The sequence below is a fragment of the Paenibacillus alkalitolerans genome, from assembly GCF_016482785.1.
Lineage (GTDB): Bacteria > Bacillota > Bacilli > Paenibacillales > YIM-B00363 > Paenibacillus_AE > Paenibacillus_AE alkalitolerans.
This window is the reverse complement of record NZ_JAEMXM010000007.1, coordinates 233,355-257,512: the sequence shown is the minus strand read 5'-3', so window position 1 is coordinate 257,512 and position 24,158 is coordinate 233,355. Positions and strand designations below refer to the sequence as shown.

Annotated in this window: 20 protein-coding genes; 19 read left to right on the top strand and 1 reads right to left on the bottom strand. The window is 53.7% G+C overall.

The features are described from left to right. The first annotated feature begins 14 nt into the window (after window positions 1-14). The 6 genes from nuoL to murA all read left to right on the top strand — a co-directional run bounded on the left by nuoL (window position 15) and on the right by murA (window position 9,714). Window positions 15-1,886: an NADH-quinone oxidoreductase subunit L gene (gene nuoL, locus JET16_RS14140; protein WP_199616822.1), complete on the top strand. Its 1,872-nt coding sequence runs from the start codon at window positions 15-17 to the stop codon at window positions 1,884-1,886. Then, window positions 1,887-3,533 carry a complex I subunit 4 family protein gene (locus JET16_RS14135; RefSeq protein ID WP_199616821.1) on the top strand — a complete coding sequence of 549 codons (1,647 nt, stop codon included), beginning with the start codon at window positions 1,887-1,889 and terminating at the stop codon, window positions 3,531-3,533. Window positions 3,534-3,536: 3 nt separating this feature from the next. After that, window positions 3,537-5,060 (top strand): NADH-quinone oxidoreductase subunit N, encoded by a 1,524-nt coding sequence (locus JET16_RS14130; protein ID WP_199616820.1) that lies wholly within the window; start codon window positions 3,537-3,539, stop codon window positions 5,058-5,060. Between the two features lie 253 nt (window positions 5,061-5,313). Further along, the gene (locus tag JET16_RS14125) at window positions 5,314-7,887 is read left to right on the top strand and encodes a S8 family peptidase (RefSeq protein ID WP_199616819.1); all 2,574 of its coding nucleotides are present in this window, start codon (window positions 5,314-5,316) and stop codon (window positions 7,885-7,887) included. 23 nt (window positions 7,888-7,910) lie between these two features. Continuing rightward, a complete protein-coding gene (locus JET16_RS14120; RefSeq protein WP_199616817.1) occupies window positions 7,911-8,165 on the top strand; it encodes a DUF1146 family protein in 255 nt (84 codons plus the stop codon). Window positions 8,166-8,376: 211 nt separating this feature from the next. Next, entirely contained in the window at window positions 8,377-9,714 is a 1,338-nt protein-coding gene (murA, locus tag JET16_RS14115) for a UDP-N-acetylglucosamine 1-carboxyvinyltransferase (protein ID WP_199616815.1), read from the top strand. A gap of 86 nt (window positions 9,715-9,800) precedes the next feature. On the opposite strand, the gene JET16_RS14110 is transcribed toward murA, so the two are convergent. Continuing rightward, a complete protein-coding gene (locus JET16_RS14110) occupies window positions 9,801-10,619 on the bottom strand; it encodes a hypothetical protein (protein ID WP_199616813.1) in 819 nt (272 codons plus the stop codon). Window positions 10,620-10,903: 284 nt separating this feature from the next. Here JET16_RS14110 and spoIID point away from each other — a divergent pair, with 284 nt between their 5' ends. The 13 genes from spoIID to JET16_RS14045 all read left to right on the top strand — a co-directional run bounded on the left by spoIID (window position 10,904) and on the right by JET16_RS14045 (window position 24,033). After that, the gene (spoIID, locus tag JET16_RS14105) at window positions 10,904-11,980 is read left to right on the top strand and encodes a stage II sporulation protein D (protein ID WP_233531556.1); all 1,077 of its coding nucleotides are present in this window, start codon (window positions 10,904-10,906) and stop codon (window positions 11,978-11,980) included. An 86-nt stretch (window positions 11,981-12,066) separates the two neighbouring features. Continuing rightward, on the top strand, window positions 12,067-12,792 hold the full coding sequence (locus JET16_RS14100) for a M23 family metallopeptidase (RefSeq protein ID WP_199616811.1): 726 nt from the start codon (window positions 12,067-12,069) through the stop codon (window positions 12,790-12,792). A 178-nt stretch (window positions 12,793-12,970) separates the two neighbouring features. Then, window positions 12,971-13,261 (top strand): sporulation transcriptional regulator SpoIIID, encoded by a 291-nt coding sequence (gene spoIIID / locus JET16_RS14095; protein WP_199616810.1) that lies wholly within the window; start codon window positions 12,971-12,973, stop codon window positions 13,259-13,261. Between the two features lie 143 nt (window positions 13,262-13,404). After that, the gene (gene mreB / locus JET16_RS14090) at window positions 13,405-14,400 is read left to right on the top strand and encodes a rod shape-determining protein (RefSeq protein WP_199616809.1); all 996 of its coding nucleotides are present in this window, start codon (window positions 13,405-13,407) and stop codon (window positions 14,398-14,400) included. Window positions 14,401-14,418: 18 nt separating this feature from the next. Further along, on the top strand, window positions 14,419-15,303 hold the full coding sequence (locus tag JET16_RS14085) for a flagellar hook-basal body protein (RefSeq protein WP_199616808.1): 885 nt from the start codon (window positions 14,419-14,421) through the stop codon (window positions 15,301-15,303). Further along, window positions 15,300-16,163 (top strand): flagellar hook-basal body protein, encoded by an 864-nt coding sequence (locus JET16_RS14080; RefSeq protein WP_199616807.1) that lies wholly within the window; start codon window positions 15,300-15,302, stop codon window positions 16,161-16,163. Before JET16_RS14085 ends, JET16_RS14080 begins: the two co-directional genes overlap by 4 nt. Window positions 16,164-16,288: 125 nt before the next feature. Then, window positions 16,289-16,519: a DNA-directed RNA polymerase subunit beta gene (locus JET16_RS14075; RefSeq protein WP_233531555.1), complete on the top strand. Its 231-nt coding sequence runs from the start codon at window positions 16,289-16,291 to the stop codon at window positions 16,517-16,519. A gap of 185 nt (window positions 16,520-16,704) precedes the next feature. Beyond that, the gene (gene fabZ / locus JET16_RS14070; protein ID WP_199616806.1) at window positions 16,705-17,130 is read left to right on the top strand and encodes a 3-hydroxyacyl-ACP dehydratase FabZ; all 426 of its coding nucleotides are present in this window, start codon (window positions 16,705-16,707) and stop codon (window positions 17,128-17,130) included. Between the two features lie 53 nt (window positions 17,131-17,183). Next, a complete protein-coding gene (locus tag JET16_RS14065; RefSeq protein ID WP_199616805.1) occupies window positions 17,184-18,899 on the top strand; it encodes a phospho-sugar mutase in 1,716 nt (571 codons plus the stop codon). Window positions 18,900-18,915: 16 nt separating this feature from the next. Next, window positions 18,916-20,958 carry a DUF5693 family protein gene (locus tag JET16_RS14060; RefSeq protein WP_199616803.1) on the top strand — a complete coding sequence of 681 codons (2,043 nt, stop codon included), beginning with the start codon at window positions 18,916-18,918 and terminating at the stop codon, window positions 20,956-20,958. Then, complete coding sequence (gene csaB / locus JET16_RS14055) at window positions 20,931-22,052, top strand: polysaccharide pyruvyl transferase CsaB (RefSeq protein WP_199616801.1); 1,122 nt, start codon at window positions 20,931-20,933, stop codon at window positions 22,050-22,052. Before JET16_RS14060 ends, csaB begins: the two co-directional genes overlap by 28 nt. A 12-nt stretch (window positions 22,053-22,064) precedes the next feature. Beyond that, complete coding sequence (locus JET16_RS14050) at window positions 22,065-22,814, top strand: WecB/TagA/CpsF family glycosyltransferase (RefSeq protein ID WP_199616799.1); 750 nt, start codon at window positions 22,065-22,067, stop codon at window positions 22,812-22,814. Between the two features lie 148 nt (window positions 22,815-22,962). Beyond that, window positions 22,963-24,033 carry a glycosyltransferase family 4 protein gene (locus JET16_RS14045; RefSeq protein WP_199616797.1) on the top strand — a complete coding sequence of 357 codons (1,071 nt, stop codon included), beginning with the start codon at window positions 22,963-22,965 and terminating at the stop codon, window positions 24,031-24,033. The last annotated feature ends 125 nt before the right edge of the window (window positions 24,034-24,158 follow it).

Here is a 24,158-nt window from a genome sequence, read left to right as displayed (position 1 = left end):
GAGGGGGAACACCGATGGATTACACATATTCGCAACACGCATGGTTGATTCCGCTCTTTCCGCTCCTTAGCTTCCTTATCCTGACCGCTATGGGCCGGGGCGCGAAGAAAACAGGCGCATGGATCGGAACCGCGGCGGCGTTCCTCTCGTTCGTGTTCGCGGCCCTCATATTTATGGAGCGTCTTGACGGCGCGGCCGCGGCCCGTACATGGGAAGAGTGGAAATGGCTCGACATTGCCGGCATTACGCTGCATATGGGGTACGAGATTACGAACCTGAACGCTCTAATGCTCGTCATTGTGACCTTGGTAAGTTTCTTGGTCAACCTGTATTCGATCGGATATATGAGCGATGACGACCGGATATCAACGTTCTTCGCTTATGTGTCGCTATTCACATTCTCGATGCTCGGACTTGTCATCTCGTCCAATATCGTGATGCTGTACATTTTTTGGGAGCTGGTCGGGGTTTGTTCGTTCCTGCTGATCGGCTTTTGGTACTTCAAACCGGAAGCGAAAGCGGCCGCCAAGAAGGCCTTTATCGTTACGCGGATCGGCGACGTCGGCCTCTTCATCGCCATTTTGCTGTTATTCTGGGCGATGCCGGGCAATGCGCTCGATTTCACATCCATACATAACGCGTTCGAAGGCGGCGAGATCAATGAGGGGCTGGCGGCGTTGATCGCCATTCTCATCTTCATCGGCGCCGTCGGAAAATCGGGACAATTTCCGCTGCACACGTGGCTGCCGGACGCAATGGAAGGCCCGACGCCGATTTCCGCGCTTATTCACGCGGCGACAATGGTCGCGGCCGGCGTATATTTGGTGGCGCGCACTTACGACATCTTCCAAGCCGCGCCGGTCGCGTTGGAGGTCGTAGCTTACGTCGGCGCTTTTACCGCGCTGTTTGCGGCGACGATCGCCGTCGCGCAGAACGATATTAAACGCATACTCGCATATTCGACCGTTTCCCAGCTCGGATATATGATGCTGTCGATGGGCTTCGGATCGGATTTGGGTTATTCCGCCGGAATATTCCATCTGTTCACGCACGCTTTCTTCAAGGCGCTGCTGTTCCTTGGCGCAGGAAGCGTAATCCATGCGGTGCACAAACAAGACATTCGGGAAATGGGCGGCTTGTTCGGAAAGATGCGCATCACGGCCGTTACATTCGCGATCGGCGCATTGGCGCTGGCCGGCCTGTTCCCGTTCGCTGGCTTCTGGTCGAAGGATGCGATTTTGGCCGAAGCGCTGCACGCCGGACGTCCGCTGTTGTTCGCGGTCGGATTGATCGCGGCATTTTTCACTGCGTTCTATATGACTCGATTGTATGTGCTAGTATTTCTCGGGAAATCAAGTGAGGACGATCATGCGCACGAATCTCCGCTCGTCATGACTTTGCCGCTGATCATACTGGGCGTTCTTGCCGTAATCTCCGGCTTCGTCAACTTTCCGGGCGAACCGTGGCTCGCCGGTTGGCTGTGGGGGGAGACGATCGAAGAGCACGCGAATTGGAACGTTATTCTCCTCTCGAATGCGGCGGCTCTTGCGGGAATAGCGCTCGGATATGTTGTGTTCGGCCGCGGCCGGCAAGCCGGAAATCGGGAAACTGCCGGCGGCTGGCACGGCGTGCTTCGCAACAAATATTATATCGATGAAATATATGAAGCGGTTATCGTTACTCCGTACAAAGCGATCGGGCACATACTGCATGCGTTCGATGTTTATGTGGTGGACGGCATTGTGAAGCTGCTTACAGCCGCAACCGTCGGCATCGGCCGGGCAGGCATTAAATTGCAGACGGGACAACTGCAGACGTACGGATTGGTAACATTGCTCGGCTTAGTGTTGTTCGCCGTCTTGTTGGCGGGAAGGAGGTTCTTCTAGATGCCGGATGGATTTCCGATACTGTCGCTTATTACCTTCTCCCCGTTGCTGGGTGTGCTTGTCTTGTTGTTCGTGTCGAAGGAGAAGGGCAACCTTATCAAGTGGATCGGCGTAGCCGCAACATTAATCCCGCTGCTGCTGTGCGGATGGTTATACGCAAGCTTCGATCTCAACAGCGGCGAAACTCAGTTTGTCGAGAACGTAACATGGATCGACGCTCCATTGAACAAAGAATGGTTGGAACGCGAGGGGGAAGGCCTTGAAGGGTATGGATTCCGGTTCGACTATTCTTTGGCTGCCGACGGAGCTTCGCTGCCGATGGTGTTTTTGACGGCGCTTGTAGCCGCGATGGCGGCGCTTGCATCCGTTCACATTAAGAAGCGGTGGAAGACGTATTTCATCTTGTTCCTGCTTCTTTTAACGGGCATGTTCGGCGTGTTTATGTCGCGCGACCTGTTTTTGTTCTTCCTGTTCTTCGAGATCACGATCGTTCCGATGTTTTTCTTGATCGGCATTTACGGATATCACGACCGGGAACGGGCCGCAAATCACTTCCTTGTTTATAACGGTATCGGCTCGGCATTGATGCTTATCGCTTTCTTGACGCTGGTCGCTACGGCGGGAATGACGTTTGTCCAGACGGAAACGGGAGTGACGCTGACGTATTCCGGAAGCTACGACGTCATATTTAACAATATGAGCGATCCGCAGTCGTTCGCGAACGCGGGACCGATGTTCGGAGCCGATTTTCCGAATCCGTTCTATCTTACGGAAGGCCAGCGAACGGCTCTGTTCTTCCTGCTGCTGATCGCATTCGGCATCAAGCTGCCGATATTTCCGTTCCACACGTGGATGCTCCGCGTTCATACCGAAGCGCCTCCATCGATCGTCATGATCCACTCCGGCATATTGCTAAAGATGGGCGCGTACGGATTGCTTCGGTTCGGAGTGCTTCTGTTCCCTGCCGAATCGAAAGAGTGGGCCACTCTGCTGGCAATTCTCGGTGTGGTGAACATTTTGTACGGGGCGGCGCTCGCTTTCGTGCAGAAAGACTTCAAGCTGGTGCTTGCTTATTCCTCAATCAGCCATATGGGCATCGTTCTATTGGGATTGGCGGCGTTGAACGGGATCGGCCTGGAAGGCGCCGTATTCCAAATGGTGTCGCACGGCCTCATATCCGCTCTCATGTTCCTGCTTGTGGGCAGCTTGTACGAGCGGACGGGCACGACGCAGCTGCATGAACTCGGAGGGCTTGCCAAGCCGATGCCATTCATGAGCGGTATTCTAATGGTCGCGGGAATGGCGTCGTTAGGGCTGCCTGGACTATCGGGTTTCGTCAGCGAGTTTTTGGCTTTCCTGGGATTGTTCAATGAAATGCCTGTTATAACGGCTGTCGGATGCTTGGGCATCATTTTGGCGGCGGTATACGTGCTTCGCGGGATTCTCGCGATTACGTACGGGGAGGCTCGCGGCCAGGCGCTTCATTATAAAGACGCTCGCTTGGTCGAGGCGCTGCCAATGATCGCGCTTGTTGCGTTCATTTTGCTGCTCGGCGTGTATCCCGCGGTGCTAAGCGAACCGCTGCACGCGACGATCGACGGCTTCGAACAAGCGCTGCAAGGACTTCAAGCGAAGGTGGGGGGTTAAAAGATGGATCAGCTGCAACGTTTGCGCGTTGAAGATATAAGCTATCTGGCTCCCGAACTGACGCTGGTGATCGCCGCGGTTATTTTGTCCGTACTCGATTTGCTGCTGCCGAGATCGGCGAGCCGAACGCCGATAGGGTGGTTGGTCATTGCAGCGCTGGCGGTGTCCGGCGTCTTCGCGGTGCTCCAAGCAGGCGTGGATCAACCGGTTGATTTGTTAAACGGCGCTTACAGGATCGACGGTTTCGCCGTTGTGATGAAGCTGGTGTTTTTGGCGGGCACCGCACTAACGGTGCTTCTCGGGCTGGGAGAAGGCAAGAACCGGTTAGGCACCGAAGACGTAGGCGAGTACTATTACTTCTTCCTCCCGGCTACGCTCGGCGCGATGATAATGGCGTCTTCGACCGATTTGATCACATTGTTCGTCGGCCTGGAATTACTGAGTATTACTTCCTATATATTAGTCGGCATTCGAAAGAAGATTTCCGTCTCCGTCGAAGGCGCGTTCAAGTACATTGTAATGGGAGGCATCTCATCCGCATTCGTATTGTACGGGATGTCGTTCCTCTACGGCTTGTCCGGCTCCACCAGCTTGTTTCAAATCAACGACGCTCTGCGCAACGTGGCGGAAGGCAATGCCGCGCTTGTCTATATAAGCTTCTTCTTGCTGTTGGCGGGTCTTGGATTTAAAGTGGCCGCCGCGCCGTTCCATACATGGGCGCCCGACGTGTATCAAGGCGCCGCGACGCCGGTTGCCGCGTACTTGGCCGTCGTATCCAAAGCGGCGGGATTTGCGCTGTTGTTCAGGCTTATGTACACAGTGTATTGGGGCGCCGGCGCGGGAACGGGTCAATATCCGATTCAAGAGGACGTATTTTTTGCTTTCGCCGTACTGGCGGCAACGGCGATGATCGTCGGCAACGCGATGGCGCTGCGCCAGATGAACACGAAGCGGCTGCTTGCGTTGTCCGGGGTGGCCAATGCGGGGTATATGCTCGTTCCGGTCGCCTCGCACCTCGGTGTGTTCCACGCAAGCGGCTTCGCCGAACTCGCGTATTATTTAGTCGCATACTTGTTCATGAATTTGGGCGCTTTCGCGGCGTTGTCGATCGTCAGCATGGCGGAAGGCCACGACGAGCTTCGCGGTTTCGCCGGTTTGTATCACCGCGCTCCGCTGACGGCGATCGCCGTCGTCATCTTGGTGCTGTCGCTGGCGGGAATTCCCGTGACGGGCGGCTTCTTCGGGAAGCTGTTCATACTGTTCGGCGCACTGCAGATGAAGCTGTTCTGGCTCGCAATCATCATGATTGTGACGAGCGCCTTCTCCTTCTATTACTACTTCGGGTTAATTCGCCAGATGTTCATGCGTCCCGGGTACGGAAGCGCGGAAGTGCGCGTTCCCGCCGCACTCGGCGTTACGTTATGGATTTCCGCGGCGGCAAGCGTCCTTCTAGGTTTGCTTCCGGGTCCGGTACTCGGCATGCTCGAGGATGCTTTCCGGTTCGGCACGGATCTCTTTTATCGCTAAAGAAAGTTTCCTTCAGACTGCCTGCCTTGCGGCCAAAAGCCGTTCAGGGCGGGCAGTTGTATTTTTCCTAAAGGGATTCAAAAAAAGTTATCGAATATTATATACAATGTGTTTATAACATTGAAAATGATGATGTTCATGCAGAGCTGCATCATATCAATGTTGCAACCAAACCTCCCCTGTCTGGCTACCTTCGATGAAGGTTTGGTTATATGATGATTGAAGACTCAAAGAAGATTAGGGTGCGTTGGTTATGAATAAATTTTGGGCAGGGTTGGCGGCGGCGGTTGGAATCATTACAATGATAACGATCGGCCCGGCGGTTCCGGCCGTTGCGGCGGAGAAAGCAGCCGCAGCCGTGAATGACCCATTATATGAAAAACAACATTATTTGCAACAAATTCACGCCCCGGAGGCGTGGGGACGGTTGCGCGGACGGACGCTTAAGCCTGTAACGGTCGCGGTGGTCGATACGGGCGTCGATTTGGAGCACCCGGATTTAAAAGAAAGAATCGTTGCGGGCAAGAACATTGTGAATCCGTCCAAACCCCCGAAGGACGACAACGGTCACGGCACTGCCGTGGCCGGTGTGATCGCGGCGGTATCCGGTAACGGCCAAGGCATTGCCGGCATTGCGCCGAACGTCCGGATCATGCCTGTCAAATCGATCGAAAGCGACGGCCAAGGCGAGGAGGAGAATCTCGGCGAAGGCATTCGTTACGCGGTCGATAACGGGGCCGACATTGTCGTGCTGTCCTCCGGATTAAATGTGTATTCGACGTATTTATTGGAGATTGTGTCCTATGCTGAGAAGAAAGGCGTTCTGCTGGTGGCGGCCGCCGGCAATGAAGGCAAGCCGGTAAAATATCCTGCCGCCTATCGGACCGTTCTGGCTGTAGGCGGAGCTTCCACGATGAACGAATACAAGGCTTCATCCAACTTCGGACCCGAAGTCGATCTTATCGCGCCTTGGTATGTGTACACGACCGCCAACGGAGGCGGTTACGTATATAAAGAGGGTACCTCGATGGCAGCTCCTCAAGCGGCCGCAGTAGCCGCATTAATGCTTGGCGTGGAGCCGGATCTTAAGCCTGAGCAAATCCGGCAACGGCTTATGCAATCGGCGGAGGCGCTCCATTTCGGCGGGTGGAATCAGTATACGGGTTACGGCTTGCTTCGTGCGGACCAGGCTTTGGCGTTAGCGCCGGTCGACGACATGCACGAGCCGAACAACGGCCTGTCATCGGCAAAACCGATGTCGGTCGCGGCCTCCGTATCCGGTGCGATCCAAGGCAAGGAGGACACCGATTGGTTTTATTTCGACGCCCCGTACAAGGGCGACATCGAGCTGAGTTTGACGGGTGACAACAAACAGTCTCTCCCTATGGAAGTTTCCCTTTATGGAGAGAAGGGCGGCAAACCGAAACAAATTTATAACATGTCGTCGGGCAAACCGGTGAAAATTCCCGCCGGGACAGATCGCATATATATTGCGGTGCGCTTGCAACCGGGCACAGCGAATTCGGTAAAAGAGACGCTACGGTATTATTTAGAATCCGATTTTCATATTTACCGCGATCCGTTCGAAGACAACGATAAAGCGTATAAGGCATATTTGCTTCCTGAGCGAAGCCAGGAAGTAACCGGTACGTTCCATCAGCTCAACGATGATGATTGGTATGCGCTGCAGTTCACAATGCCCGGGGCGCTCCGGCTGAAAGTGGAAGCGGACACGCCCCGGATTGATCCCGAGTTGTACTTCGCGCCGGAAGGAGAAGGACAACAGTTGACTATCGATGAAGGCGCGGATGCCCGACATCCGGAAAGCGAAATCAGTCCGGTCATTAATGTGAAGCCGGGGAGATATTACGTGCGCGTGCGCAATGTAAAATCCCTGTACCCGCTGCCCGTTACTGGGGAGTATAAACTTTCCGTCACCTTCGATAAGATGTTCTTGGACGGCAACGAGCCGAACAACAAGCCGTTTCAAGCGACAACCGTCGCATTCGGTTCCGGTTACAAGGGTGTATTCAATAGCGCCAACGACGAGGACTGGTTTAAGTTTCAGCTTGGCGGAAGAAGCTTTATAACCGTCGAGATGACAGGTATTCCGGGCGACCGTTATATGAGTTATACATTGTATAATTCAAACGAAAAGCAAAAATTTTCGAACAAAAACAAGTTCGGCGAGACGGAAATGCGGGTAACGCACGATTTGCCGGTCGGGACGTATTACATTAAATTAAAGACCGACGCGGCGTTCCAAGATAAGCAATACCAAATTCGCATACGCCAAGAGCCGGTCGTCGCCGGTTTCCGGGACATATCGGGCCATTGGGCGCAAGAATCGATCGAAAGGCTGGTAGGCGACAAAATCCTTCAAGGTTACGGCAACCTCCGGTTTATGCCGAATAAAACCGTGACGCGCGCCGAAGCGGCTGCAATGCTCGTTCGGGCTTTCGCTTTGAAACCGGCGGCTGGGGGAGTGAGGTTCCCTGACGTAACCAAGGAACAGTGGTTTAGCGACGCGGTTGCGAATGCGGCCGCCGCAAAAATCGTTCGCGGTTACCCGGACGGCACGTTCCGTCCGAACGAGCCGGTGTCCCGCGCCGAGATGACCATCATGGCGGCGCTTGCAACCGGCATCCGCCCCGAGAGAGGCACGCCCGGCTTTGCCGATTTGCCGGGCAAGCATTGGGCTGCGGGATACGTAAGGGCGTTCAATAAGAAAGGCTATCTGCTGGGTATCGGGGACGGTACGTTCCGTCCGAACGAGCCGGCCACGCGCGCCGAAATAGCGACATTGATCCACAGGCTCAAGAGGTAACGGGAAGAGGAGAGGACCGTCACATGGTGGGATCTGAAGAGATGTTAAGCAGTTCCGTCATATATTATTCGATCGCTTCGTTGCTCGTCATGCTGCTGAGCATCGCCGTTTGCTGGTGGGCGCTGCTCGGCTTGAAATTCGAACGCTTCGTGCGGGAACCGGGAAGCGTGCAGGCAAAGCTGCTTCACTTGATATTTGCGGTTATTTTGGGGCATCAATTCGGGAATTTTCTGTTGGATTACCTCCGTTTATCAACATGGTTCCGCGAGTACTTCTAGGGCGAATGGAATAGGAAGCCCTCACTTTGTCAACACTGGATAGTACAACCGTCTCAAAAGGAAAACTCGTTACGAATACTGTAGAAAGTTAACAGTTGTTTCATGCGCTTCCTGATGCTACACTGGGATGAGCGTGCCGAAACACGTCGATTTATGTAGAAAATTCATAACGATCTTCTTTCTTAGAGCGGAATGCGCGGAGGGAACCAACATGAGCAAAATTGTAATCCGCGGGGGCAAGCGATTGTCCGGCAAGGTAAAAGTCAGCGGAGCGAAGAACGCCGTATTGCCGATTATCGCGGCCTCGATCTTAGCGTCGGAGGGGGAGTGCCGCATTCAGGATGCGCCTCCGTTGGACGATGTGTTCACCATCAGCCAAGTGCTGCAAACGCTTGGCATTCAAGTTCATTATAAAGATGAGACGGTCTACATAAATGCTCAAACGTTGGATCGCTGGGAAGCGCCGTATGAGCTTGTCCGCAAGATGCGCGCTTCGTTTCTTGTCATGGGTCCGCTGCTGGCGCGCAAAGGCTATGCAAGGATCTCCTTGCCCGGAGGTTGCGCCATTGGCACGCGTCCGATCGATCAGCACCTGAAAGGCTTCGAAGCCATGGGAGCGGAAATCGATCTCGGTCAAGGCTATATTGAAGCGAAAACCGGCGGAAAGAGACTTCAAGGCGCGAAGATTTACCTTGACATTGCGAGCGTCGGAGCGACCGAGAACATTATGATGGCCGCCTCCCTTGCCAACGGCATAACGACGATCGAGAACGCGGCGAAGGAACCGGAAATTGTCGATTTGGCCAACTTCCTCAACGCAATGGGCGCGAAAATACGCGGAGCCGGTACTGGAATCATTCGCATTGAAGGCGTAGAGAAGCTTACGGGCGTAACGCACACGGTCATTCCCGACCGAGTAGAAGCCGGAACTTACATGATTGCGGCAGCCATTACGCAAAGCGACGTCTACATAGAAGGCGCCATCGCCGGCCATCTGGCTCCGGTCATCTCGAAGCTCCAGGAGATGGGCGTCGTATTCGAAGAAGACGAGAACGGCGTCCGCGTCCGCTCGAACGGGAGATTGAAAGGCGTCGACATCAAGACGCTTCCTCATCCCGGATTCCCGACGGATATGCAGGCGCAGATGATGGCGCTGCTCACAGTATCGGAAGGCACGAGCATCATCACGGAGACGGTGTTCGAGAACCGCTTCATGCACGTTGCGGAGTTCAAGAACATGAACGCGCAAATTAAAGTGGAAGGCCGCACCGCAGTTATTAAAGGAAACGTGAAATTGAAGGGCGCGAAAGTGTGCGCCACGGATTTGCGCGCAGGCGCGGCGTTAATTTTGGCGGGGCTCGTCGCTGAAGGCGAAACGGAAGTTACCGGCCTTCACCATCTGGATCGAGGCTACGTCGATATCGCCGGCAAGCTGAGAGCGCTCGGCGCCGATGTGATGAGACACGACGGCACTCAAAGCATGGTCGAGGAAGAAGAACAGGGTATGCCGCTGTTCGCATCTCAACAAATTACGCCTTCGTTGGCGTAGCAATCACAGCCCCGCAAGCCTGCAAAGGCTGCGGGGCTTGTTTGTTCTATAAGAGTCTTGTCCATATTCCCGCCGGAAACGTCATTCTACGAGCCGATTTGCATTTTCGCTTTGGCAAGGATGTCGCTAATTTTTTTCTCATGCTCGTATATTTTCCGCTTTTGTTCGACGATTTGATTTGACTTGGCGATTAACGATGTCAGGGACGACGATGTTGCCTTGGGATCGTTCTTTTTTACAGATTGGGTAAAGTAGCTCCACTCCGTCGAAACGTTCTTCTTATAAATACTTTCCGTACTTCGCTCGGCTTTAATTTTTACGTCAATCGGCTTGATATCGGCCAAAATATTACGTACCCGTTTAATCTTCGCAGATCGCTCCTTCTTCGCCGTACTTAACAGGGTCGTCTTCGCCTTTATGTCTTGGCGAGCCAATTGGACAGGCACTTTCAACGCTTTGGCTTGAGCGTTTAGCGCGGACGCCAGTTCCTTGCCGCCAAGCGATTTCGCAACGGATATTTGTTGATTCAGAGATTTGTACATGTCGAATAAAGGTTGGTGCCGGTCGCGCGCTTGCTTGACTGCTTGTTCAAGGTTCTTTATTTTACCTGAGTCGATCTGGTACATCAGTTTCCGCACGGCGATCTCCGTATCTTCGTTCTTGTAGTGGATTGTTTTATTTCTTGCGTCACCCGCTCTTTCTTGCTCCTGTAAATTGAGAAAATGTCCGAATTGTTTAGTGAGCTTGTTTTTCATTTCGGTGTCGGCGGATGCGATTGTTTTGTCTAACGCCTTCTTTGTGGTTGCCGAGACGGATACGGCAGCGCCAGCCGTTCCTGCGGTCAATACGCTTGCAGCCAAAAAAAGCGGCAAAAGAAACATTGTCAATCCCGTCTTCTTATTCATAAGAATCCTCCTCGTAAAAATGAAAGTCACTTCTCGCGCTGAAGACAACAAAAAAAGCACCGGCAAGAAGGGCGGTCATGCCCATCTTACGGGTGCTTCCATCGTAAGAGTCGCGCAAATTCAATATATTGTCAAATATAAAGGACATATTTTCAGATGTCAAGCAGATATTGTTTTTTGCAACCGCTATCAACAATTTGATAGGGACTTTCGGCTCACTGTTCGATTGTTCTAGCAAGTTATTCCCATTCATATAATAGGAGCGAAAGGGCAGGGGATACTACATGCGGAAAAGACACGGGAAAACAAATCGGACGGCATACCGTAAAATGACGCACAACCAAAGGAAGTGGATCACGGGCATATTCGGCGCGTCTGCGTTGTTGGCGGTTATTTTGCTCATCCCCCTCTTCCTAGTAAACCGGTTCGAAGAATGGAACGCCTCGCAAATTCTACCATTGCGTCCTCAAGAAACGCTGCAGTCCGCTCCCGGGAGCGAGTCGCTCATTGTGCCTGTGTTTTTAAGCGGGAAGGAAGAAGTTGCAAACATTCCTATCGAAGAGTATGTGAGAGGAGTGCTGGCCGCGGAGATGCCTGCGGAGTTTGAACACGAAGCGCTGAAAGCTCAAGCGATCGCCGCGAGAACGTATATTGTCCGCAGGCTGGCCGATGGCGACCGCAGCTCCATGCCTCCGGAAGCCGGCGCGGCTGTCGTAACGGATACGGTTCTCCATCAAGCATATTTATCGGAGCAGGATCTTCGGGAGCAGTGGGGATTTTTCGCTTATGCGCGCAATATGGATAAATTGACGAGAGCGGTCAATGAAACGCAGGGGCTTATACTGACTTATGAAGGAAAACCTATTCATGCCACTTTTTTCTCTACCAGCAACGGGTACACGGAAGATTCGGAGAAATATTGGTCTGAGCCGTTGCCGTATTTGCGCAGCGTGAAAAGCCAGTGGGATAAAATATACTCTCCCAAATATAAAAGTACGACGCGCATTTCAAGGAAGGAAGTGTTTCAGAGGCTCGGATTGTCCGAAGCGAAAGGCAATCTGAATCTGAAAGTGTTGGAGAAATCGCCCAGCGGAAGAGTATTGAAGATTGAGGTTGGAGGGCGAACGTTCACGGGCAGAGAGTTTAGGGAAAAGCTGGGACTGCCCTCTACCGATTTCGGGTGGACGGTGAAAGGGCAATCGTTGGAATTCACCACGCTCGGGTTCGGACACGGCGTCGGCATGAGTCAGTGGGGAGCCAACGGACTAGCAAAACAAGGGAAGGATGCGAAAGAGATTTTGCAATATTACTATACCGGTGTCGATATTGTGCCGCTGAAAGACGTATTGCCGAAAGTATAAACTGAAAAATATTTTCACTATCACCCTGTTTAGCCACGTATAAAAGATTTCATGCTGGCAACAATGGCTACTGAGGTGATAGAACAATGAAAGAAGATAACAAGATTACTCCTTTGCAAGGAGAGCAAAAAGATTCTCCTAAATCTAGCGAAGGAAGAGAAGCGGCGGTAACGGGAACGTTCTGGAAACGTCTGCTCGCAAAGAAATGGGTGTTCCCGGCAACGTACATGGCGGCGGCGGCAATTATTCTAGCTCTGATGTGGGTCTATCAAGACTCCGCAAATTCGCCGATCCCGCAGGATGAAACCGGTCTGGAAGTGAGCACCGGCGAAAAGACGACCGATGGAAACGCAGTGCCGGCAACGGCGGAAGCCGAATCTCTCGGCTGGCCGGTCAGCAACAAAGACAGCTTGGAATTGACAATGGAATATTTCGACGTCAACGCATCCAGTGAAGACAATCAAGCTGCTATGGTTGAGTACGGCGACACATTCACGCCGCATACGGGCATCGACCTTTCAAGCCCGAATCAAGAGCCGTTTGAAGTGCTGGCGGCTATGGGCGGCACCGTCACTCGCGTCGATCAATTGCCGATCGCGGGCTACGTTGTTGAAATTAAACACGACAACGGCCTAAGCACGCTGTACCAAAGCTTGGACGATGTGCAAGTCGCCAAAGGCGACGAAGTGAAGAAGGGCGAGAAGATCGCAATGGCCGGACGAAATGAGCTTGAGAAAGAACTTGGCGTTCACCTCCACTTCGAAGTATGGAAAGACGGCAAGCCTGTAAATCCGGAAACGGTAATTCAATAATTTGAGCAGTTCGCGCAACGCTTCGGCGTTGCTTTTTTTTGCCTATTTTTCCCCTCATAACTCAAAAAAATGAAAATATTGCGAAAGTACAGGCTTGTCAGGCTTGGTTATAGAGAATAACTGTGTCTACCCCTCAATATAATGTACCAAACATCTCGAACACAGGGAGGCGAGGGGCGTGCACGATTACATTAAGGAGCGAACCATTAAGATCGGGCGCAGCATCGTTGAAACCAAGAATACGGTTCGAACCATAGCCAAGGAATTCGGCGTGTCCAAAAGCACGGTGCACAAGGATCTCACGGAACGGCTGCCGGAAATCAACCCGGAATTGGCCAACCAGGTGAAAACAATACTTGAATATCACAAGTCGATACGCCACCTGCGCGGCGGAGAGGCTACGAAAATCAAGTACAAGAAGACGAAGCCGAAGGCAAAACCGGCTCCCGTGCTTTCCGGTCGTCCGTAAGTCTCAGAAAGCGTAAGTTTCCCCTGCCCCCAAAAGAGGATTTTGCCAATTTGCAGCGAATAATTTTATAGTTAACGTGCTTAATTTGGTATATCGGACTTTTCTCCCGTTTTTTTTGGGTACCCCGTGAGGAGGCTTACTGGATGTTTGGCAAAGATATCGGTATTGACTTGGGAACGGCCAACGTTCTCATTCACGTCAAAGGCCGCGGAGTCGTATTAGACGAACCTTCAGTCGTAGCAATCGAAAGCGAAACCAAACGCGTGCTCGCTGTGGGTGAGGAAGCAAGGCGGATGGTCGGCCGTACTCCCGGCAATATCGTGGCGGTTCGCCCGTTGAAGGACGGGGTGATCGCGGACTTTGAGATTACGGAGATGATGTTGAAGCATTTCATCAGCCTCGTCGGCGGGAAGAGTTGGTACAGTCATCCTCGCATACTCATTTGCGCGCCGACGAACATCACGTCTGTAGAGAAGAAAGCGATTCAGGAAGCGGCGGAACGCAGCGGAGCGAAAGAGGTGTTCTTGGAAGAGGAGCCGAAGGCGGCGGCCGTCGGTGCCGGAATGGATATTTTCCAGCCTTACGGCAATATGGTGGTCGATATCGGCGGTGGAACGACGGACGTTGCCGTCTTGTCCATGGGCGATATCGTGACCGCCTCTTCTATTAAAGTCGCAGGGGACAAGTTCGACTCTGCCATTATGAAGTACATAAAAGACAAGTATAAGCTTTTAATCGGCGAACGGACCAGCGAGGATATCAAGATTAAGATCGGGACGGTGAATCCGGACGGACGCAGCGAGGAGATCGACATTCGGGGCAGAGACATGGTGAGCGGTCTCCCGCTGACGGTAACGATTCACAGCCGCGAAGTGAGGGAAGCGCTATGGGAACCGGTGTCTTCCATTGTTGCGGCCGCAAAGTCGGTGCTGGAACGGACGCCGCCGGAGCTGTCGGCGGACATCATCGACCGCGGAGTAATCGTCACGGGCGGCGGCGCGCTTCTTCACGGTCTGGACCAGCTGATGGCCGAGCAATTGAAGGTTCCGGTGCTTGTCGCGGAAGATCCGATGCATTGCGTTGTGAAGGGAACCGGAATTATGTTGGACAACCTTGACAGGGTTTCAAAGAGAAAATAAGCGGGGTGACGGCACGGCGTGTTAAGAGGATTATATACTGCGGCGGCGGGCATGATCGCGAACCAACGCAGACACGACTCCGTAACGAACAACATTGCAAACATGAATACCCCGGGCTATAAAGCAAACGTCGCCATTGCGCGCTCGTTTCCGGAAATGCTCATTTCGTTCTCCGGAGGAGGCGGCGCCCCGGCGAAGCTCGTCACGGGCATCGGCCGCCTGAACACGGGCGTCTTCGTGGAGGAAACCCCGCACATGTTTAAGCAGGGAGATTTGATGGAAACCCGGGATGCGTCCGATTTCGCGCTTATATCGAACATTCAGGTGGACGGCGTCGCGTTCGAGGCTTCCGGTAAGTCGGTTTCGCCGGACGGGGAGGTCACCTACCAGCCTCAAGCGATGTTTGTCGTCAGGGACGGCGAAGGACGCGAGCGATACACGCGCAACGGTAAGTTCACTATTGACGCCGCCGGACAATTGGTTACTTCCGACGGCCATTTAGTGCTGAACAGCGAGCGCCGTCCGATCGTGTTCGACGGTTCCGTCTCCGAAGTGAAAGTTACCGAACGGGGCGTGCTGATCAACGGAATTACCGGACAGCCCATAGAAGAGAACGGCAACGCGGTTTCGCTGTTCGTTGCGAGGATTGAAAACCCGAACCGGCTCGTCCGGGACGGCTTCGGCAACTTCCGGCTGCCGGAAGAGGACGCGCCCCCGATGACAGCTGCGCCTGGCGACGATATAACAGTTTATCAAGGCTTCGTGGAGCGCTCGAACGTGGATCCCGTTCAATCGATGATCGATTTGATGGCGGCGCAGCGCGCTTACGAGACCAATCAGAGAATGGTGCAATTTTATGACCGGAGCTTGGAGAAAGCCGTCAACGAGGTGGGCCGAGTATGAATCATTCGATGATCAACGCTTCCGTGTCGATGCAGGCGCTTCAGCAGAAGCTGGATGTATTGTCGCATAACATTGCGAATGTGAACACGGCGGGTTATAAGCGCCGAGACGCATCGTTTCAAGATATACTGACAAGCGTGTCAAACCAGCCCGCACCGTTCGAACGATCTGGGCGGCTCACCCCGCTCGGTTTGCCGCAAGGCTGGGGCGCGAAGATCGGCCAAATCGAATTGAATTTGGAACAGGGAGCTCTCAAAGCGACGGGAAACCCGTTCGATCTCGGGATTGAAGGGAACGGATTGTTCGAAGTGGAGACGGATAGCGTGGACGCCGATGGAAACCCTACTATTGCTTGGACGAGAGACGGTTCGTTTAAACTCTCCGTAATTCCCGGTAACGCCGAGGGTCTTCATCTGACGACGCAAGAAGGTTACAGGCTGAGGGGTGCGGGCGATCAACCGATTGTCGTACCGATAAATTCCGAAATTACCGTTGCGGAAGACGGTTGGGTGTTCGCCCGAAATGCGGCGAACCCGGAATCGGTTCCGGCGCCGGTAGGGCAGCTGAAGCTCATGCGGGCGGTCAGGCCTCAAATTTTGATCAATGCTGGAAGCAATTTGTTCGGTCTGCCGGCCGGCGTTGATGCGGCCGGAGTTCTGGATACGATAGATGCCGCTTCCAACAACGTAAACGAGCAGACTAAAATCGCGGTTCGGCAAGGCTTTATCGAGCAATCCAACGTCAACTTGACGGATGAGATGACCGAATTGGTGGCGCTTCAACGGGCGTATCAGATGAACGCCAGGGCGATCACGTCAAGCGACACGCTGATGAGTCTGGCGAATAATTTGCGCACGTAACAAAGAGGCAACCGAAGGGTTGCCGCGATCACGAATATATGGCAGCAAAGAGGCAACCGAAGGTTGTCAGAGACAACTAATATATGAAGCAACACGTAATTTTTACACAGCAAGGATGTATGCTTATGTCTAAAGGCAATAACACGGAGCCTAAAGGAAAAGCCGCAAAAACTTCACCCGGAGTCCGTCGTTTGTTAAAAGTAATGAAGTGGTTTGCGTTTCCGCTTCTTTGTCTCATGGCGCTATACGCCGGACTGCGTATCGGATACGTCAGATTCGGCGGCGGCGATCCGGAGGATGTGCTCCAGCTGGATACATGGAAACATATGTTGGATTTGGTATTTCAGAATACGTAAACAAGCTGCGCTCCCTCTCGAGAGGGAGTTTTTTTTTCCTTACGGGAACGGTATAATTGATTGGGACTGCCGGGAAAAAAGGGCATAAGCCGCTATTCGCAACGGCATTATGCCCCCTTATATCAACCTTCACTACTGCAGATCGTGAAGGGACATTGGTTAGTGTAACCGAAGGAGGACTCATTATGCTTGACGTGCAGCAAATCCAGCAAATTATACCCCATCGGCCGCCGTTCTTGCTTGTGGATCGGATACTTGAACTCGAATCGGGAGTTCGCGCGGTCGGCATCAAGAACGTTACGATGAACGAGCCTCATTTCGTCGGGCATTTCCCGGAATTTCCGGTTATGCCGGGCGTATTGATGATTGAGGCGCTTGCGCAGGTCGGAGCCGCCGCCATACTCAGTGTGGAAGAGAACAAGGGCAAGCTCGCTTTCTTTGCGGGAATCGACAACGCCCGGTTCCGGGGGCAAGTCGTGCCCGGGGATACGCTTCGGCTGGAAGTGAATATAACCCGGATGAAGGGGCCGATCGGCAAAGGTTCGGCAGTTGCAAGCGTTGAAGGCAAAGTCGTCGCCGAAGCCGAGCTTATGTTCGCAATACAGAAGTGATTACAAATTTAGCATGACAATAAAGAAACATAAGGGATGAGGAGGAAGTTAACGTGATTGAAGTGAGTGTTAAAGATCTGTACCGCCAATGGTTGAACGACCCGGTTGTCGACGACGAGACGAAAGCCGAGCTGCGTGCTCTGGAAGGACAAGAGAAAGAGATTGAGGACCGGTTTTACCGCGATCTGGAGTTCGGAACCGGCGGTTTGCGCGGCGTGATCGGTGCAGGGACGAACCGGATGAACCGTTATACGGTCGGACGGGCGTCGCAAGGGCTGGCTCAATATGTCAACAGCCTCGGAACCGCTTCTCCTTCCGTTGCAATAGCATACGACTCGAGACACCGTTCCCCCGAATTCGCTTTGGAAGCCGCTCTCGTGCTGGCCGCTAACGGAGTGAAGGCTTACGTGTTCGAAAGCTTGAGGCCGACCCCGGAATTGTCTTTCGCCGTCCGGCATCTCGGCGCTTCGGCAGGCATCGTGATTACGGCGAGCCACAATCCTCCGGAATATAACGGATATAAAGTTTACGGACCGGACGGCGGACAGATTGTACCGGATGCGGCGGAGAAAGTGATGGCGCAGATCGCCGCGGTCGATTCGTTCCGGGATGTCAAGCGGATCGAACGCTCGAACGCCGAAGCGGAAGGCAAGCTTGTATGGATCGGCAAAGATATTGACGAGAAATACATACAAGCGGTCGTGGAAGCAAGCCCGAATCCAGGCGTAGTGAGGGCGGCCGAGCAAGCGGGAGTTTCTTTGCGCATCGTCTACACGCCGCTTCACGGTTCCGGTAATTTACCGGTGCGGCAAGCCCTGGCCGCTGCAGGATTCCGTGACGTCCGCGTCGTGGCGGAGCAGGAGCTGCCCGATCCGCAGTTTTCCACCGTGAAGTCGCCCAACCCGGAGGAGCGGGACGCCTTCGAGTTGGCCATCCGCGTTGCGGAAGCGGAAGGCGCCGATCTGCTGCTGGGCACCGACCCCGATTGCGACCGGGTGGGGGCTGTCGTTAAGGATGCCGATGGCAAATATACCGTATTAAACGGAAACCAGACCGGCGCACTCATTGCCGAATATATTATGGAAAATTTGTCCGCCCGCAACGCAATGCCGAAAAACCCCGCCGTGATCAAGACGATCGTTACCAGCGAGTTGGGCGCGGAAGTGGCCCGCCATTACGGCGCGGCAGTGCTGAATACGCTGACGGGTTTCAAATATATAGGCGAAAAAATGACGGAGTTCGAACGGACCGGAGAGCATTCGTTCGTTTTCGGTTACGAAGAAAGCTACGGTTACCTCGCCGGGACGTATGCAAGGGATAAAGACGCCGTCGTTGCGTCGCTGCTCATTGCCGAAGCGTGCATTTACTGGAAGAGACAAGGATTGACCTTGTACGATGTGCTGCAGCGGCTATACGAACGCCACGGGTTTTACTTGGAAACGCTCGAATCCAGGACGCTGAAAGGAAAAGACGGGCTGCAGAAAATGCGGGAAATGATGGACGAATGGCGCCGGAATTCACCGGCAGCGGCCGCCGGCGTTCAGATAACGGAAAAGCTCGATTATATGCAGGACGTGCACGGCTTGCCGCTGGAGAACGTTTTGAAATTTTTGCTTGCCGACGGCTCCTGGTTCTGCTTGCGTCCGTCCGGCACGGAGCCGAAGATCAAGATGTATTTCGGAGTAAAAGGTGCAAATAATGAAGACGCCAGGAACAAACTGGACTCGCTGGTCAGCGATGTCATGTCCCGGATCGACGCGGCTATTTAGGTGAGGAGTGTTATTTTTGTTTTCTTTGTACAACCGCTTATCGCAGAATATAAAAATCATACTGTGGGCGTTAACGATCGTAGGGCTTTTGTGCACACTTCCGCTAGCCGCTCAACGCATAGTAACGGAGCGGTCATCGGATACCGTCGAATTCGTCTTCGATTACCGCGATTTGCTGGAGGTTTCGTCTTATCGCAGCAAACCTTCGGAGTACACGCTTGAAAAGCTCCTTGCGATCAAGGAATCCGGAGTCGGTTCGATGGCCGTGTACGAAAGCACGCTTCGCGAATTGGAGCTAAGCGGACGCATTCAAACGCTCTCTTCTGCGGAAGCGGCTCTCCTAACCGGCTTTGAGGTAGCGGCGAATGAGAAGAGCACGTATGTGCTCTTTCTTGGGGACCCATCGCAAAGGCTGATTCGGCCTTTGGTCGAACAGGCGTTCACCGATCTCGAAGTGGAAATAACGCCGTGGTCGTACCGCGGCCTGGACGGCGTCAAGCTCGCCATGCCTAAAGACGAAGCCATGCTTCAAGCGATGGATCCGGACCCCATTACGATGGAGGAGCTCCAGAAGCTTGGTTTTCACCTTGTAGTAAGATTATCCGATCAACGGCAGCCGTTCGATGCCGGACGGATGGAGAAGCTCCTCGACCAATTGGCGGAAAGGGGCGTCACCCGGATCGTGTTTGAAGGAAACAGCGTCACCGGCGCCGAGGATGACGGGGACCATAATTCGGTCGCGGCAATGGCGGAATTGATGGAAGATCGCGGCATCGGCCTCGCTACCATTGAATTGGCAAAGCCCCAACAAGGGCAAAATAAACTCGCTTATCTTACCGGATACAACATCGTTCGTCTGCACTCGCTGCCTGCCGGATTGTCGAGCAGGACTCCCGATGATCTTGCCGACCGGTTTGCTCTTGCCGTGCAGGATCGCAATATTCGAATGATTTTTCTCAACGCGGAAGCTGCGATGGATACCCAACTGGGAGTTCGTAAAGATTCGATTGACAATGTGCTGGAAAGTTTGCAAGGACCGGACGGCGCAATCGCACGCATCCAAGAGAACGGATATATGATTGGAGTCGCAGAACCGTTCCAGCCGGCACCGATTTTCCCTGCGCAACAGGCCGAACTGCCGTTAAAAGCGGGTGCGGCGCTCGGCGCCGTCGCGTTGATCGCCCTGTTGGCGCATGCCTTCTTTCCCCGCATTGCCCTAGCCGTGTTCGGCATCGGCTTGGCAGGCTCGGCAGCGTTGTTCGTGCTTTCTCCGGCACTATTGTCCCAGGCATTGGCGCTTGGAGCGGCAATCGCTTCGTCAACGCTCGCCATTGTATACGCTTTGAAGAAAGCTTCGGTCGGTAACGGCAGCAGGCATACGGGAATTCGCGCTGCGCTCCTCGGGGTCGTATTGTTGGCCGCCGCAAGCGCGATATCTTTTGCAGGTATCTTATTTATTGTAGGTTTGCTGCAAGAGGTCAGCTATTTATATGTACTCCAGCAATTCCGCGGAGTTGGTCTGCTGCATCTCGCTCCCATTGCATTGTCGTTCGCTTATTTGCTGTTTTTCCATGAACAGCATGACGCGAGAACGGTCGGGAAGCGAATCGCCGATTTCCTGAATACGAACATCACCGTTTTATGGGTAGTGGTTGCCGGAGTTTGCGGACTCGCAATTTTGTATTATTTGTCTCGTACAGGCAACGAAGGGCAAACTTCGTCAATTGAGCGGCTATTCCGCGAAGTGCTGCAAGACACGCTTGGCGTAAGGCCCAGAACCAAAGAGTTTTTGTTCGCGCACCCGTTGTTCGTATTGGGCGTTTACCTCGCGGCAGTGGGACGCAAGAGCATCGGATTGTTCTTGATTGCTGTCGGTTCCGTCGGGCAGCTGTCCATTGTCGATACGTTCGCACATCTTCATACGCCGATCGGGATTTCACTCATTCGCGTTGTTTACGGCCTTGCGTTCGGAGCCGTCATCGGCGTCGTTCTTGCAGCGTTATGGCGGTTTGCCGATAAAGGATGGAAAACATGGTCAAGAAAACTCAGCGAATTGTAATATCCGGGTATTACGGGTTCCGAAACAGCGGCGACGAAGCGGTGCTGCACGCGATACTGACCGCGCTGCGGGAGGAAGGCGAGAAGCAGGGGGCTGACATTACCCCCGTTGTACTCTCGGCAAACCCGGAGGAAACTGCACGTCTGCACGGCGTCGAGAGTGCGCATCGGATGCGCCCCGGAGCGTTGACGGCCGCGATTCGCGGCGCGGACGCGCTTATAAGCGGCGGAGGCAGCTTGCTGCAAGACGTGACGAGCGCGAAATCGATTCCTTATTATTTGGGAGTTATGAAGCTGGCGCAATGGTTCGGGAAGCGGACGTTCGTGTATGCGCAGGGTATCGGTCCGGTAATTCGGAAAGGCTTATTCGGACCGATGATTCGCTCCGCGTTTGACCGGTGCAAGTATGTTTCGGTTCGCGATCGGGAATCGAAGGAACTGCTTGTTTCGTACGGCTTATCCGCTCATTCGGTCAACGTTGTGCCGGATCCTGTCATGGGATTGGGTATGGCGCGCAATGAACGTGCCGAAGCTGTTGATATCCCGACGGTCGGGGTTTCGGTCCGGTTCTGGCGAGAAGACCGGAACGATCTTGACACAATCGCAGCGGGGTTGGCTTTGTTGCTGCAACGATCCGATGCCCGCGTCACCTTTTTGCCGTTTCACTTGCCCTCCGACGCGGCAGCTTCCCGCTATGTGGCGGATAAGCTTGCAGAGCTCGGTGCGGACAAAGAGCGTATTCACATGCACGAAGGCGCGGAGCATCCGAGCGACATGCTTAAAGAGGTGTCGCGCTGCGATGCGTTGATCGGGATGCGGCTGCACTCGCTCATCTATGCCGCCACCGCGTTCGTTCCGCCGATCGGCGTTTCATACGACCCGAAGATCGACCAGTTTTTACGCCGTCTCGGGGAAGCTCCGGCGGGTTCGACGGAAAGTTTGTCGGCGGAAGTCCTAGCCGATCTGGCACTCGACAGGATAAGCGCCATCGGCCGAAATAACGCATGGGTTGAAGAAAAACGTGAGACTATCGAACGAATTCAGCGGGAATCGCGCGAACCGGCGCAACATATTGTTCGTGAATTACGTATATAAGGTTGGTCGATAATGGAATTAGCGAAAGCGTTTGAGACAGTCACTCTGTTCGGTATTCCGGTGTCCAAGATGAATATGGCGCAGACGGTGCGGTACTTGAGCGAAGCCGTTCGCGAACGGCGGCCCCATCAAGTGGTGACGGCGAACCCGATTATGGTCATGACCGGGGTGGAAGACCCGGAATTCATGAAGATGCTCCGCAGCGCGGATATGGTCGTCCCCGACGGAGCGGGACTTGTTTGGGCGGCGGCCCGGTTAGGCAAGCCGGTTACGGAACGGGTGGCCGGCTACGACTTGATTCAGGAGTTGTTTCGCGTAGGGAGCGAAGAGGGTTGGCGCGTCTATTTCCTCGGAACGACGCAAGATGTGATCGAGGCGGCGCGGGACAATGTGCAGGAGCGGTTCCCGGGTCTTCGCTTTGTCGGATGCCGCAACGGATTTTTTGGTCAAGATGAAGATGATGACGTAATCAGCCAAATTGTTGAAGCGTCTCCCGATTTGTTGCTGGTGGGTCGGTCTACATATACTCAGGACCCTTGGATTTCGAAATATCGGGAACGCCTTCGTGTTCCGGTTATGATCGGCGTCGGCGGAAGCTTCGACGTCATGTCGGGCAAGCTGAAACGCGCTCCCGGTTGGATGCGGCGTCTAAGGCTGGAATGGCTGTACAGGCTGCTCCAGGAGCCGGCACGCTGGAGACGGATGCTGGTTTTGCCGCGTTTTGCGGTTAAGGTGTTGCTGTATGGAGAAAACTTACGCTAACGAATGGACAGTGGCGCATATTTAATGAAATAATCGTGAAAATGAATGAAAACAGCTGAAAACGGCCCTCGACTGCTCTAGCAAACCGACAACCTGACGATGTATAATGGGCACTGTCAGTTCAAGAAGGGGTGAAGGACGGGAAAAGATGGTTTATTTATATATTCTTGGATTCGTTGCCGCGTTGGGGATGGCTTTGGCGTTAACACCCGTTGTGAAGAGGTTTGCAGTAGCCGTCGGGGCCGTTGATGCGCCGAACCACCGGAAAGTGCATACTCGAATAATGCCGCGTTTGGGCGGATTGGCGATATATTTGGCTTTTGTGTGCGCATTCTTTATTGTCCTTCCGGTGCTTGAAGGTTATAAGGCCCACGTTGTATGGGGATTGGTGATTGGCGGGGCCATTATCACCATTGTAGGCGCGCTAGATGACAGGTTCGATTTATCCCCGAAAGTGAAGCTGTTGGGGCAGATTGCGGCAGCCGGCGTTGTAGTGGCATTCGGCATAAAGGTGCAATTCGTGATGCTGCCGTTCGGCGACGGAACATCGATCGGGTGGCTGTCGGTTCCATTGACGATATTTTGGATCGTCGGCGTGACGAACGCAATCAACTTGATTGACGGATTGGACGGTCTGGCTGCCGGAGTATCCGCCATTGCCACCGGAACCATCCTTGTGCTGGCGTTGATGACGGGCAACGTTACCGTTGCGGTTCTCAGCTCCGTGCTGCTCGGCAGTATCTTGGGATTCTTGGTGTTTAATTTTCACCCGGCGAAAATTTTCATGGGCGATTCCGGGGCGCTCTTCCTCGGGTTCAGCTTGGCGACGTTATCCGTGCTCGGATTTAAGCAAGCGACGCTCGTTTCGTTCGTGGTGCCGATCTTTATTCTCGGCGTGCCGTTGTCGGATACGTTCTTCGCGATCGTGCGCCGCACGTTGAACAAGACGGGGATCTCCGTCGCGGATAAAAATCATATGCACCATTGTTTGCTGCAGCTCGGTTTGAGCCACCGCAATACGGTGCTGGTCATTTACGGTATTGCGGCGATGTTTGCGACGAGCGCCATCCTGCTGTCCACCGTAGTGCAGTGGGTCGCATTGATCGTGATCGCCGTGACGCTGTTGATTTTGCAGCTCGGAGCCGAGGCGATCGGCATCGTCAGCAAGAGCCGGCGGCCGATCATTCATTTCGTGCAGCGGCTGTTGTCGATGAAATAATGCTTTCGTGTGTGCTGCGCCCTTCGGGGCGCTTTTTTTGTTTGACGGTTACATCGATTGAAGTAATTCTTACACTAAACTTTTGCCCGCGTTTGACCGATATAGAGGATATTGCACCTTTGTTT

Bases quoted from the DNA above. Each gene is read 5' to 3' on its own strand.
- nuoL (WP_199616822.1), top strand. From the start codon at position 15: ATGGATTACACATATTCGCAACACGCATGGTTGATTCCGCTCTTTCCG.
- JET16_RS14135 (WP_199616821.1), top strand. From the start codon at position 1,887: ATGCCGGATGGATTTCCGATACTGTCGCTTATTACCTTCTCCCCGTTG.
- JET16_RS14130 (WP_199616820.1), top strand. From the start codon at position 3,537: ATGGATCAGCTGCAACGTTTGCGCGTTGAAGATATAAGCTATCTGGCT.
- JET16_RS14125 (WP_199616819.1), top strand. From the start codon at position 5,314: ATGAATAAATTTTGGGCAGGGTTGGCGGCGGCGGTTGGAATCATTACA.
- JET16_RS14120 (WP_199616817.1), top strand. From the start codon at position 7,911: ATGGTGGGATCTGAAGAGATGTTAAGCAGTTCCGTCATATATTATTCG.
- murA (WP_199616815.1), top strand. From the start codon at position 8,377: ATGAGCAAAATTGTAATCCGCGGGGGCAAGCGATTGTCCGGCAAGGTA.
- JET16_RS14110 (WP_199616813.1), bottom strand. From the start codon at position 10,619: ATGAATAAGAAGACGGGATTGACAATGTTTCTTTTGCCGCTTTTTTTG.
- spoIID (WP_233531556.1), top strand. From the start codon at position 10,904: ATGCGGAAAAGACACGGGAAAACAAATCGGACGGCATACCGTAAAATG.
- JET16_RS14100 (WP_199616811.1), top strand. From the start codon at position 12,067: ATGAAAGAAGATAACAAGATTACTCCTTTGCAAGGAGAGCAAAAAGAT.
- mreB (WP_199616809.1), top strand. From the start codon at position 13,405: ATGTTTGGCAAAGATATCGGTATTGACTTGGGAACGGCCAACGTTCTC.
- JET16_RS14080 (WP_199616807.1), top strand. From the start codon at position 15,300: ATGAATCATTCGATGATCAACGCTTCCGTGTCGATGCAGGCGCTTCAG.
- JET16_RS14075 (WP_233531555.1), top strand. From the start codon at position 16,289: ATGTCTAAAGGCAATAACACGGAGCCTAAAGGAAAAGCCGCAAAAACT.
- fabZ (WP_199616806.1), top strand. From the start codon at position 16,705: ATGCTTGACGTGCAGCAAATCCAGCAAATTATACCCCATCGGCCGCCG.
- csaB (WP_199616801.1), top strand. From the start codon at position 20,931: ATGGTCAAGAAAACTCAGCGAATTGTAATATCCGGGTATTACGGGTTC.
- JET16_RS14050 (WP_199616799.1), top strand. From the start codon at position 22,065: ATGGAATTAGCGAAAGCGTTTGAGACAGTCACTCTGTTCGGTATTCCG.
- JET16_RS14045 (WP_199616797.1), top strand. From the start codon at position 22,963: ATGGTTTATTTATATATTCTTGGATTCGTTGCCGCGTTGGGGATGGCT.